General features: G+C 64.0%; 10 protein-coding genes. 3 read left to right on the top strand and 7 right to left on the bottom strand.

Features of this window, described 5'->3' with window-relative positions:
- Nucleotides 1-12: 12 nt before the first annotated feature.
- On the bottom strand, nucleotides 13-696 hold the full coding sequence (locus NRS07_RS07200) for a response regulator transcription factor (protein WP_259212143.1): 684 nt from the start codon (nucleotides 694-696) through the stop codon (nucleotides 13-15).
- A 106-nt stretch (nucleotides 697-802) separates the two neighbouring features.
- The gene (locus tag NRS07_RS07205; protein WP_259212144.1) at nucleotides 803-1,876 is read right to left on the bottom strand and encodes a tartrate dehydrogenase; all 1,074 of its coding nucleotides are present in this window, start codon (nucleotides 1,874-1,876) and stop codon (nucleotides 803-805) included.
- Nucleotides 1,877-1,973: 97 nt separating this feature from the next.
- On the opposite strand from NRS07_RS07205, the gene NRS07_RS07210 reads away from it, so the two are divergent.
- Nucleotides 1,974-2,870, top strand: coding sequence for a LysR substrate-binding domain-containing protein (locus NRS07_RS07210; protein WP_259212145.1), 897 nt, complete (start codon nucleotides 1,974-1,976; stop codon nucleotides 2,868-2,870).
- A gap of 33 nt (nucleotides 2,871-2,903) precedes the next feature.
- Here NRS07_RS07210 and NRS07_RS07215 read toward each other — a convergent pair whose 3' ends face one another.
- Entirely contained in the window at nucleotides 2,904-4,166 is a 1,263-nt protein-coding gene (locus NRS07_RS07215) for a DUF2254 domain-containing protein (RefSeq protein WP_259212147.1), read from the bottom strand.
- Between the two features lie 420 nt (nucleotides 4,167-4,586).
- Between NRS07_RS07215 and ggpS the strand changes: the two genes are divergently transcribed.
- Both ggpS and NRS07_RS07225 read left to right on the top strand, forming a co-directional pair.
- The gene (ggpS, locus tag NRS07_RS07220; protein ID WP_259212149.1) at nucleotides 4,587-6,899 is read left to right on the top strand and encodes a glucosylglycerol-phosphate synthase; all 2,313 of its coding nucleotides are present in this window, start codon (nucleotides 4,587-4,589) and stop codon (nucleotides 6,897-6,899) included.
- A gap of 32 nt (nucleotides 6,900-6,931) precedes the next feature.
- A complete protein-coding gene (locus NRS07_RS07225; RefSeq protein ID WP_259212150.1) occupies nucleotides 6,932-7,990 on the top strand; it encodes a mechanosensitive ion channel family protein in 1,059 nt (352 codons plus the stop codon).
- Between the two features lie 44 nt (nucleotides 7,991-8,034).
- On the opposite strand, the gene NRS07_RS07230 is transcribed toward NRS07_RS07225, so the two are convergent.
- The 4 genes from NRS07_RS07230 to xseA all read right to left on the bottom strand — a co-directional run bounded on the left by NRS07_RS07230 (nucleotide 8,035) and on the right by xseA (nucleotide 12,250).
- Nucleotides 8,035-9,600 carry a TerC family protein gene (locus NRS07_RS07230; protein WP_259212151.1) on the bottom strand — a complete coding sequence of 522 codons (1,566 nt, stop codon included), beginning with the start codon at nucleotides 9,598-9,600 and terminating at the stop codon, nucleotides 8,035-8,037.
- A 132-nt stretch (nucleotides 9,601-9,732) separates the two neighbouring features.
- Complete coding sequence (locus tag NRS07_RS07235; protein WP_259212153.1) at nucleotides 9,733-10,098, bottom strand: hypothetical protein; 366 nt, start codon at nucleotides 10,096-10,098, stop codon at nucleotides 9,733-9,735.
- A gap of 129 nt (nucleotides 10,099-10,227) precedes the next feature.
- Complete coding sequence (locus NRS07_RS07240; RefSeq protein ID WP_259212154.1) at nucleotides 10,228-10,806, bottom strand: superoxide dismutase; 579 nt, start codon at nucleotides 10,804-10,806, stop codon at nucleotides 10,228-10,230.
- Between the two features lie 82 nt (nucleotides 10,807-10,888).
- On the bottom strand, nucleotides 10,889-12,250 hold the full coding sequence (xseA, locus tag NRS07_RS07245; protein ID WP_259212156.1) for an exodeoxyribonuclease VII large subunit: 1,362 nt from the start codon (nucleotides 12,248-12,250) through the stop codon (nucleotides 10,889-10,891).
- Nucleotides 12,251-12,380 lie beyond the last annotated feature (130 nt).

Here is a 12,380-nt window from a genome sequence, read left to right on the forward strand (position 1 = left end):
AGGCAGCACAGGCTAGTTCCACGCCGACGGCGAGAACAGATACCCTTCGCCCCATACTGTCTTGATCTTTTCTGAATCGGCATCGTCGAACTTGCGGCGCAGTTTCGAGATGCAGTTGTCGATGCTGCGGTCCAGTCCATCGAATTCGATCCCGCGCATCTTCTTGAGCAGTTCGTCGCGCGAGAGCACGCGGCCGGCCGCCTCGGCCAGCACCAGCAGCAGCTTGTATTCGGTATTGGAGAGCACGCAGACCTCGTCGCGCCAGAGCACGCTGCGGTCGGTCGTGACGATGCGCAGCGCGCCGAACTGCAGCACGCTCGCGTCCGCGCTCCTGGCCTGGGTGCGCCGCATCAGCGCGCGCAGGCGTGCCAGCAGCACCCGCGGCTGCACCGGCTTGTTGACGAAATCGTCGGCACCCTGTTCCAGGCCGGATACCTCGTCGTAGGAATCCTCGCGCGCGGTCAGGATCAGGATCGGCACTTCCGAGACCTCGCGAATCTGGCGGCACACCACCATGCCGTCCAGGCCCGGCAGCATCAGGTCGAGCACCACCACGTCTGGCGCCAGCGCCTTGAAGCGCTCCAGCGCGGTATCGCCGCGCGTGACCAGGTCGACTGCGAATTCGTAGCCGGACAGGTATTCCATGACGAGCTCGGCCAGCCGCGCGTCGTCTTCCACCAGCATCACTCGGTACATGCGTATGTTCTCCTTGGCCCAGGATTGTATAAGACCGTGTGGCTAAAAACACAGTCCCTACAAAGCGCAGACATTTGCATACAACTTGCTGACACCAGCCGGCAGGCTAGCGCGCGGCCGCAAGATGGGTGCTGATCGCGATACCGACTTCGGTGGTGCTGGCCGCGCCGCCCATGTCTGGTGTGCGCGGGCCGCTCACCAGGCAGTGCTCCACCGCCGCCATCACGGCGTCGTGCGCGTCGGTATGGCCGAGAAATTCCAGCATCATCGCCCCCGACCAGATCATTGCGATCGGGTTGGCAATGTTCTTGCCATAGATGTCGGGCGCCGAGCCGTGCACCGGTTCGAACAGCGATGGAAAGTTACGCTCGGGATTGAGGTTGGCCGACGGCGCGATCCCGATCGTGCCAGCACAGGCCGGGCCCAGGTCGGACAAGATATCGCCGAACAGGTTCGAGGCCACCACTACGTCGAAGCGCTCGGGCGAGAGTACGAAACGCGCCGCCAGGATATCGACGTGGTATTTGTCCCAGTGCACCTCGGGGTAGGCCGTGCCGACAGCGGCCACGCGCTCGTCCCAGTAGGGCATCGAGATCGCGATGCCGTTCGATTTGGTGGCCGCCGTCAGGTGCTTCTTGGGGCGGCGCTGGGCCAGCTCGAATGCATATTTCAAGATGCGGTCGGTGCCGTGGCGGGTGAAGATCGCTTCTTGCAGCACCAGTTCACGCTCGGTGCCTTCGAACATGCGTCCGCCCACCGCCGAGTATTCGCCCTCGGTGTTCTCGCGCACCACATAGAAGTCGATGTCGCCCGGTTTTTTCCCGGCGAGCGGGCAGGGCACGCCCGGCATCAGGCGCACCGGGCGCAGGTTGACGTATTGGTCGAACTCGCGCCGGAATTTCAGCAGCGAGCCCCACAGCGAGATGTGGTCGGGTACGGTGTCGGGCCAGCCGACGGCGCCGAAAAAGATGGCTTCGCAATCGGCCAGTTGCGCCTTCCAGTCGTCCGGCATCATTGTGCCGTGGCGGGCGTAATAGTCGCAGCTGGCCCATTCGAATCGGCGCCATTCGAACTCGATGCCGAAGCGTTCGGCTACCGCCTCGAGCGCGCGCAGGCCTTCGGGCATGACTTCCTTGCCGATGCCGTCGCCGGCGATCACCGCAATCTTGTGCTTTTTCATACATGGCTCCTGGTGCTGTGGATGGGGTCGGAATCAGCATAACAAGAATACGACGCGTTTATAATCGCTTGCAATGTAATCGGATAAGACACGAATCGTGAATAATCAAATCGAACAGGGCGACTTGCGGGTGTTTGTATGCGTGGTGCGCCAGGGCAGCTTCAGCGCTGCGGCCGAAACGCTCGGCATGTCTGCGGCATTCGTGAGCAAGCGCATCGGCATTCTCGAGCGCCAGCTGGCGGTGCGGCTGTTCGAGCGCAGCACCCGGCGCATCTTGATTACTGACGCGGGCGAGCAGGCTTATGGGCGCGCGCAACTGATTCTCGAGCAGCTCGACGACATGCTCGAAGTGCTTGGCGAGCGGCAGCGCGAGCCGGCCGGCCGCCTGCGCATCTGCAGCAGCTTCGGCTTCGGGCGCAAGGTGGTGGCGCCGGTGATCGCCCAGCTTGCGGCCGCCTATCCGCGCCTGCAGATCCGCTTCGAGGTGTTCGACCGGCTGGTCGATACGCTGGCCGAGGGCTTCGACCTGGACGTGCGCATCGGCGACGCCATCGCGCCGCAACTGGTGGCGCGCAAGCTCATGGCCAACCACCGCATCTTGTGCGCCGCGCCCGGCTATATCGCCCGGCATGGCATGCCCAGGACGCTGGCCGAGCTTGCCGGCCACCAGTGCCTGACGATCAAGGAGCGCGACCATCCACTGGGCAGCTGGCGCCTGACGGGCAAGCACGGCGAAGAAACCGTGCGCGTTTCCGGCGCGCTTTCGACCAACCATGGCGAGATCGCCTTGCGCTGGGCGGTAGAGGGGGCCGGCATCGTGTTGCGCTCGCAATGGGACGCGCGCGCCTATCTGGCCGACGGGACCCTGGTGCCGGTGCTGCCCGAGTACACCCAGCCGGCCAGCGTATGGGCCGTGTATCCGCAGCGCCTGGCCGGGTCGGGCAGGGTGCGGGTCTGCGTGGAATACCTGCGCCGGCACTTGGAGCAGGCTTGAGCAGGCTTGACCAGGCGGGCCGGCCGGATCGGCTCAGGCAGCTGGCCGGAACGGGGGCGCCTGGTAGTCCTCATGGCGCAAGCGCAATAGTTCCAGGTCGGCGGGAAAGTCCAGTGCCCGTTCGGAACGCGCCATCGCCTGCTCGGCATGGCGGCGCGCCGCCAGCGCCAGCTGCGAGTTGCCGCACCGGCCCAGTTCGCCGAGCACGCGCTGTACCCGCATCGCCACCTCGATCAGGCCGGCGCCATCGCGGGCCAGCGCGGGAAAGACATCTTCGAGCATCTCGTCGAGCGACAACTCCGGCGCCTCGATCCGGTCGTACTCCAGCTCGACCGGGTCGGCAGGCCCGACCCAGTTCGAGAACAAGCGGTGCACCGAGCCCAGTACCGCGATGGCGGTGCCGGGATCGTTGATGCCGGGAGACAGGGCGCGGCACCCGATCTCGGACAGCGCCACCAGTCCGAAACGCGGATCGTCGTCGAAGCGGCGCACCGGCCCGATAATAAAGGCCTTGCTCAGCAGCGCGGCCTCGACCGGTCCGCTGTCGATCGAATCCTGCAGCACATAGCCCAGCGGGCGCGAAGGAACGATCATCGCCCCCGGCAACACCGCCAGCGTGATCCTTACCTTGCTGTTCGTGGCGATTTCCTGCAAGGCCGACATGTCGATCCGCTGCAGGTAGCCGACGTTGCCGCTATTGTTGCTGTCGTCGCTATGGAAGGCCAGCCCGCAGGAGGGGCCGCTGGCGGCCAGTCCACCGAGGAAGGGTTGCTTCTTGCGCCGGGTCATCGCCTGCGCCGTCGCCTGTTCGACCTTGGCGATCACGGCGCTGAGCCGCCCGAGCCGGGCGATGCTGTCGACCCAGCGCACGAATACCAGGATCACGATCATGAGCGTGAGCAAGGTCAGTACGAACAGCGTGAAGCGGCCGGCCTTGCCGAAATAGTCGTTGGTGGTCGCGCTCAGGGCGATGATGGCAAAAATGAAGGCGCCGACAAAGACCGACAGGGCGTTTTGCGAGACATCGTCGGCCACGATCAGCGGAAAAGCGCGCGCGGTCGCCGACTGGCCGGTCGAGGCATAGGCGGAAACCATCGACGCCACGGCGAAGGTCGCGATTCCGAGCATGCTGGCGGCAATGATCTTGAGCAGGTCGATCACCGAACTCTGGGCGATTTCGGGCACTTTCCAGTCGATCGAAATATTGTCGGCGAAATGCGCCAGACCGACACCGGCCATCGACAGCAGGCAGGCGATCACGGGCTTGACCCACAAGCGTTCGCTGTAGCGGTTCACGAGAAACTGAAGTCGATCCGGTAGTTGCATGTTGGCTGACGCTTTCGTTGGAGACCCGTGGCGCCGGCGGGCGCGCACATGGATGTCATTGACAAGTATGCACCAGGATAGCAATACCGGGCGGACCGGTCGGTTCCATGGAGAACACCCGCGCCAGCGCACAGTGCAGGGGGGCTGGCACGGAGCGGGAGGGTGGAAAATTATTTACACAATGACATGTACATTTGCGCCGAATGTATTTTCTTGTTACAATTACTTGTCTCCGTGTCACCAGCAAGCTTTTCCCTCGCGGAGAAGCAGCCTGTTGATGCATCCATTCCTGCCGATTGCCCTTGCCCGAACAGGCATCGCATGCGCCCCGTGTCGCAGGCGCCAGCTAGCTGGCGCCGCAGATCGGGCGCACCAGTTGAAAGAATATCAATGATCAACGCAACTCCACCACAGTGGGCAGCGCGCCCCCACCCAAACAATTTTATACTCGCAACCGATCTCGATGGCACACTGCTGGCCGGCAGTCCCGATGCCCGGCGCCGGGTCTGTACGCTGTTTTCGGCTGCCGATGCCGAACCCGGCGCCTGTCTCGTCTTTGTCACCGGCCGCGGGCTCGAATCGGTCCTGCCGCTGCTGAGCGATCCCACCGTCCCGACGCCCGACTACATCATTGCCGATGTCGGCGCGACCATCGTGCACGGCGATTTGCGTCCGGTAGAAGACTTGCAGCAGGATATTGCGCGGCGTTGGCCTGGGTCGCAGGCCGTGATCAAGGCACTGGCCGGCTTCCCGGGTTTGATCCGGCAAAGCGTTCCGCAGGAGCGCCGCTGTTCTTTCCTGTGCAGTGAAGACGATGTGACCCAGGCCCTGCGCGCGGCGGTCGAGGCGCTCGACTGCGATCTGCTGCTCTCGGCCGGCTGCTATCTCGATGTCTTGCCGCGCGGCGTAGGCAAGGGGGCGGCCGTGCTGCGCCTGGCCGAGGCCATCGGCTTGGATCCGGCGACGATCGTTGTCGCCGGCGACACGCTCAACGACTTGTCGATGTTCGAGACCGGCCTGCGCGGCGTTGTCGTCGGGCGCGCCGAACCGGCGCTGGTCGAGGCGGTGCGCAAGTATCCGCTGACCCATATTGCCCAGGGCGAAGGCTGCGACGGCATCCTGGAAGGACTGGTGCGCCATGGCGCGATTCCCCATGGCCCGGCGGAGCCGCTGCCGGCCAGCGAACGCGGCCCAGCCGGACTCGTCATGGTCTACCACCGCCAGCCGTACGACGAAGTGATCGAGGACGGCGTCGCGGTGCAGCGGCCGCCGCGCAGCCCCAACGGCATCATTCCTACGCTGCTGCGCTTCTTTGCGGGAGAGCAGGCGGGCTCCTGGGTGGCATGGTCGCAGCAGGCCAGCCGCAACCCGGAAGGCTTCGTCACGCACGTGGCGGTCGATCCGGTGCAATATCCGCAGCTGCGGGTGGCGCGTATTGCCTTGACCGAAGAAGATGTCGACCTGTTCTACAAGCAGTTTTCAAAAGAAGCGTTCTGGCCGATCATTTTCTCCTTCCCCGACAAGGCCGAGTTCAAGCAGGCGCACTGGCAGCGCTTCCTGGAAGTAAACCGGCTGTTCGCCGAGCAGGCCGCGCGCGAGGCGGCCGAGGGCGCGCTGGTCTGGGTGCATGACTACAACTTGTGGATGGTGCCGTCTTTCTTGCGCGCCTTGCGCCCGGACCTGCGCATTGCTTTCTTCCACCATACGGCCTTCCCGTCGAGCGACGTGTTCAATATTTTGCCATGGCGGCGCGAGATCATCGGCAGCCTGCTGCAGTGCGATTACATCGGTTTTCATATCCCGCGCTATGTCGAGAATTTCGTCGATGCGGTGCGCTCCTTCGCCCCGGTCGACGTCGGCCCCCGGCTGGCATGCGCGCCGCGCTTCCTGACCTATGGCTGCGCGCTCGGGGTCGATACGACCGCCACCTCGATTACCTCGGGCGGGCGCCAGGTCGGCCTGGGCGCACACCCGGTCGGCACCGATGTGGCGATGATCGCGCGTACCCTGGCCACGCCGGCGGTGCAGGAGCAGGCCGCGGCCATCCGCGACTATCTTGGTGGCGCGACCGGCGTCATCTCGATCGAACGTCTCGATTACGTCAAGGGCACGCTGGAAAAGTTGCAGGCCTTCGAAAGGCTGCTCGAAGAGTACCCAGAACACATCGGCAAAGTGACCCTGCTCAATATTATTACGCCGGCGGCGCCCGGCATGGCGATCTACGAAAGCCTGCGGGTCGAAGTCGACCGCGCCGTGGGCCGGATCAATGGCCGCTTCTCCACCTTGAACTGGGTGCCTGTGCGCTATTTCTACCGTTCTTTGCCATTCGAGGAAGTACTGGCACACTATGCTGCGTGCGCCATTGCCTGGATCACACCGCTGCGCGACGGACTCAACCTGGTGGCCAAGGAATTCGTCGCGGCCCACAAAGCCAGTGGCACGGCAGGGGTACTGATCCTGTCCGAGTTTGCCGGTGCCGCAGTCGAGCTGCACGGAGCCTTGCTGACCAATCCCTACGACGCCAATGCCATGACGGCGTCGCTGCACCAGGCGCTGACCATGGGCGAGGACGAGCGCAGCTACCGGACCTCGCGCATGGCCATGATCGCTACCGAGCACGATGTGAACCGCTGGGGCCGCGACTTCATCACGGCTGCAGCCGGCACGGTGCCGGCGCCAGAGGCTGAACCAAAGGCGGCGTAAGCCGACCCACCGACCACGATAGGGGAACGACCATGCACTATGTCATCCTGGGCTACGATTTAACGGCCTGGACTATTGCGTTCGGCATCGGCGCGGCGGTCTGCCTGCTGCTCTACCTGGCCAAGGGCCTGGTCGTGCGCCGCCTGGCCGTGTTCGCCGCCACCACGACGACTTACCTCGACGACATCGCCGTCAAGGTCTTGTCGGCCACCAATCCACTATTCATCCTGTCGATCGGGATTGTCGCCGGGGCGCAATCGCTGGCCCTGTCCGAGCCGCGCGCCACCTTGCTCTCGCGCCTGGCGATCGCGGCCTTGCTGCTGCAGGTGGCGCGCTGGGGAGACATCGGCGTGCATGCCTGGCTGCATTACTACCGGGCCCGCCGCGTCGGCCAGGATGCGGCCAGCACCACCTCGACTGCGGCGGTCGGCTTCGTGGTGCGCACCGTGATCTGGCTGGTCATCATCTTGATGATCCTCGATAACTTCGGCGTCAATATCACGACGCTGGTTGCCAGCCTGGGCATCGGCGGCATTGCGGTGGCACTGGCGCTGCAGAACATCCTGGGCGACCTGTTCTCGTCGCTCTCGATCGTGCTCGATAAACCGTTCGAGGTGGGCGACTTCATTACCGTCGACGATATCGCCGGTACCGTCGAATACGTGGGCCTGAAAACCACCCGCATTCGCGGCCTGGGCGGCGAGCAAATCATTTTTTCGAACAGCGACCTGCTCAAGAGCAGGATTCGCAACTTCAAGCGCATGCAGACCCGGCGCATCGTATTCGGTATCGGCGTGACCTATGACACCAGCAAGCTGCAGCTGCGGGCCATTCCCGAGATATTGCGTGAGGTTGTGCAGGCACAGCCGGGAGTCGTTTTCGACCGCGCCCATTTCAAGTCGTTCGGCGACTCGTCGCTTGATTTCGAAACGGTCTACATCATGCAGACGCCCGAGTACGGCGCCTACATGGACGCTCAGCAGGCGATCAACATGGCCTTGTTCGACCGCTTTGCCAGCGAAGGCATCGAGTTCGCCTATCCGACCCAGACGCTGTACCTGGCGCGCCAGCAAAAGACCGACACGCCTTGACTATGCAAGGTGGCCGGCCAAGCGGGCCACCTTGCAGCATCATGCTAGCCATCGCCCTCTGCGGCGATGGTATCGAGGCGGCGGATCGAGACGGTCGCGATGCGCCGGTTCTCGATGGCCAGGATATCGTAGCGTACCCCATCTAGTTCAAGCGACTGGCCGACTTCGGGCAGGGTTTCCAGGTGCTCGACCAGGAAGCCCGCCAGCGAAGCATAGCCGGCGCCGGCAACCACCAGCGTATCGGTTTCCAGCAGCTGCTCGAGCAGGTGCAGGTCGGCCGAGCCGTCGGCTTCCCACAGGCCTGGACCCAGCGCGCGAATCGCCGGTTGCTCGTCTTCGTCGGGGAATTCGCCGGCGATGGCTTCCAGGATGTCGATTGGAGTCAGCAGGCCCTGGACCGAACCGTATTCGTCGGCCACCAGCACCAGCTGGCCACGGGCGCGCTTGAGCGTTTCCATGGCGCGCAGCACGCCGGCGGTCTCGGGCAGAATAATCGGTTGCCTCAGCAATCCATCAGGCGATTCGTCGACCGTCCCGCCCTGGATCAGCACGCCAAGCAAATCCTTGGTGCGGCCGATGCCGATAACGTTGTCGAGCTCGCCTCGGCAAACCGGCAGCAGGCTGTGCGGGGTGTCATGCAGCTGTTGCAGGATGGCGGCCGTGTCCTGCTCGAGATTGACCCAGGACATCTCGGAGCGCGGCGTCATGATCGACCGGATCGAGCGGTCGGCCAGGGCCAGTACCCCGCTCACCATGTTGCGCTCTTCGACCGCGAACGCCGTCTCCTGGGCGCTCAAGCCGTCCGCCAGGTCGGCGGCCGGCTCGGCGCGCTTGCGGTTGCCCAGCAGGCGTAGCACTGATTCCGCGGTGCGCTCGCGGAAAGGAACGCGCGCCTCTTGCTTGACCGAATTGCGATGGGCGAACTGGTTCAGGCTTTCGATGATGATCGAGAAACCGATTGCCGCGTACAGATAGCCTTTCGGAATATGGAAGCCGAGGCCTTCCGCGACCAGGCTCAGGCCGATCATCAGCAGGAAACTCAGGCACAGCACCACCACGGTCGGATGGGCATTGACGAAGCGCGTCAAGGGCTTCGAGGCCAAGATCATGATACCGATGGAAATAACCACGGCCGCCATCATGACCCAGAGCTGATCGACCATGCCCACGGCCGTGATGACCGCATCGAGGGAAAAGACGGCGTCGAGCACCACGATCTGCGCCACCACGGAGGCAAAGCTGGCATACACCTTCGACTGCGACTGCGTATGCACGACGCCTTCGACGCGTTCGTGCAGCTCGACGGTGGCCTTGAACAGCAGGAACACGCCGCCCAGCAGCAGGATCAGGTCGCGCCCCGAAAAACTGAACGACCCCAGCGCGAACAGCGGCGTGGTGAGCGTGACGAGCCAGGAGACGATGGTAAGCAGGCCCAGCCGCATACCCATCGCCAGCGACAGGCCGATCATGCGTGCCTTGTCGCGCTGGTGCGGCGGCAGCTTTTCCGCCAGGATGGCGATGAAGATCAGGTTGTCAATTCCCAGAACAATTTCTAAGAGAATCAAAGTCAGCAGACCCACCCATATGGTAGGGTCGAATAGCCATTCCATCTTGTATACCTCTTCAATACGATTGTGCGCCTGGCCGCAAGGACCCGGGCGCGGGAGGCCGCTGCCGGTTGCCGCAGCACGCTGGTGCGTGGAGCGATCGGAAGCCAGGCCGGGCAAAACGCCGCGCTAGCGTCAGCTGCGCGGCGGCTTGACGGGCGGAGCGGGAGAATCGAAGGGGCGCGAAGCGTCCTGGCCCAGTGCCGCCGGTGCGGCCGGACCGGTCAGGCGCGGCGCGGTCTCGCGATAGACGATGTCGTGCAAGTCCTGGTGACCGGGCGGCTCGTCGGGATCGCGGTCGCAGGCGGGCGCGCAGGCAAGATGTTGTCCGGTGTGCGAATCGGCGGCGAAGGAAGGGGAGAGTGCGGATTCCGGGGCAGGAGCAGGAGCAGGGGCAGGCGTAGACAAAGGCCCGGCCTGCAGCAGCGACGCCGACATGGACAGCGCCATGACGTTCAGGGGAAACAGCAGGGTAAGGACAATGACGAGGACTCGTCTCATACAATCGTGGTGGGACAGGACGCTGTCAGTATAGCATGGGGCCCAAAAGGGCCGCCGCGCCGCGCCGCCAACCGAAACAACATGGCCCGCGTGGGGCGGGCCATGTGTCTTACGCAGAAAAAACCAGGCTTACGCCATGTTCTGTTCGGCGAATTCCCAGTTGGCCACGTTCCAGAAGGCTTCCAGGAACTTGGCGCGGGCGTTGCGGTAGTCGATGTAGTAGGCGTGTTCCCAGACGTCGGCGGTCAAGAGGGCCTTGTCCGAGGTGGTCAGCGGGGTGCCGGCGTTCGAGGTGTTGACGATGTCGACGCCGCCGTCGGCCTTTTGCACCAGCCAGGTCCAGCCGGAACCGAAGTTGCCCAGCGCGGACTTGTTGAACTCTTCCTTGAACTTGTCGAACGAGCCCCACTTGGCGTTGATGGCTTCAGCCACCTTGCCGCCAGGCGCGCCCGAGCCGTTCGGGGTCATGCAGTTCCAGAAGAAAGTGTGGTTCCACACCTGGGCCGAATTGTTGAAGACACCGCCCGACGACTTCTTGATGATCTCTTCGAGGGACATGTTCTCGAACTCGGTCCCCTTGATCATGTTGTTCAGGTTGGTGACATAGGTCTGGTGGTGCTTGCCGTAGTGGTATTCGAGCGTCTCGGCCGAAATGTGCGGCTGCAGGGCATCTTTGGCGTATGGCAGTGGTGGCAGGGTATGTTCCATGTTTTCTTCCTTATTTGATTGGACAGGTTTGGTTCCAGAGCGCTGTTATTCTAAACCGGATGGCGCAAGGTTGCATTGTTGGCTAGTCTTCCAGGACGCTCTGCACGCTGGAAATGCCGACTTCGGCGCTGCCGCCGGCCAGGCGCAGGACCAGCTTGTTGCGCGCCTTGAGCTGGGCCGGGTCGCGCACGACCTCGCCCTTGGCATTGCGCACGATCGCATAACCGCGCTCGAGCGTGCGCTGCGGATTGAGCAATTCTAACTGGGCCGACAGCGCGCCCAGCGCATCGCGCCGCTGTTTGACCGCGTTGCCGACGCTGGCGTTCAGGTGGCGTCCTTCCGACAAGAGCTGGGCGCGCAGCGTGCGCAGGTCGGGGCGATAGCGCATCTTGCGCTGCTGCAATTGCGACAGCACCAGGCTCTGGCGGTTCACCGGCGTGCGCACCGCGTGCGTCAGCGCGGCCGCCATTGACAGCAGTTTCACCCGCTGGTGGCCGATCTGGGCCGAGGGGCTGAGCAGGCGGCGGCTATAGTTGTCCACGCCCTGGCTGGCCTCGGACAGGCTGCGGCGCATGGCGCGCCGCAGGTCCTGGGCGTCGCTTGCCAGGGAGGCGAGCCAGTCGGCGCGCGGGGTGGCGGCCAGTTCGGCGGCGGCGGTCGGGGTGGCGGCGCGCATGTCGGCGGCAAAGTCGGCGATGGTGAAGTCGGTTTCGTGGCCGACCCCCGAGATCACCGGGATGGCGCAGGCGTCGATGGCGCGCGCCACGCATTCTTCGTTGAAGCTCCACAGGTCCTCGATCGAGCCGCCGCCGCGGCAGACCAGCAGCAAGTCGGCTTCCGCCCGGGTGGACGCGGTCATGATGGCCTCGGCGATCTTGTCTGCCGCAAATTGTCCTTGCACGGGGGCAGGGTAGAGGATCACCCGCACATGCGGCGCGCGCCGGCGCAGTGCAGTGAGCACGTCGCGCAGTGCGGCAGCCTGCGGGCTGGTGACGATGCCGATCGTGCGCGGGAACAGCGGCAGCGCGCGCTTGCGGTCCTGGTCGAACAGCCCCTGGCTTGACAGCTTTTCCTTGAGGCGCACGAAGGCGTCGTACAAGGCGCCGACGCCGGCACGCCGGATCGTCTCGACATTGATCTGGTAGTCGCCGCGCGCGCCATACAGGGTAACCAGGGCGCGCACCTCGACCTTGTCGCCTTCGCGGGGATTGAAATCGACATATTGGGCACGGCCGCGGAACATCACGGCGCGTACCTGGGCGGCGTCGTCCTTCAGCGTGAAATACCAGTGGCCCGAGCTGGCACGGGTAAAGTTGGAGATCTCGCCGCTGATCCAGGCCAGTGGAAAACTGCGTTCGAGCAGGCGGGCAACCTGCTGGTTCAGGGCCGTGACAGTCATGACGGCTGGAGCGGTATAGGCCGGGTCGGCGTCGGTGCGTTGCATGGGAACTGGGATCGCGGGCAAAGCTGATGCTTATGTCATATCTGAACGAAAACGACAAGGGGTAGCGGCAAGCGTGCAAGGGAGATGTAGTTGCTGCTTTTCAATGCATTCTATTGAAAGCCTTTGCAAT

This window comes from Massilia sp. H6, from assembly GCF_024802625.1.
In the GTDB taxonomy this organism is placed as follows: Bacteria; Pseudomonadota; Gammaproteobacteria; order Burkholderiales; family Burkholderiaceae_D; genus Telluria.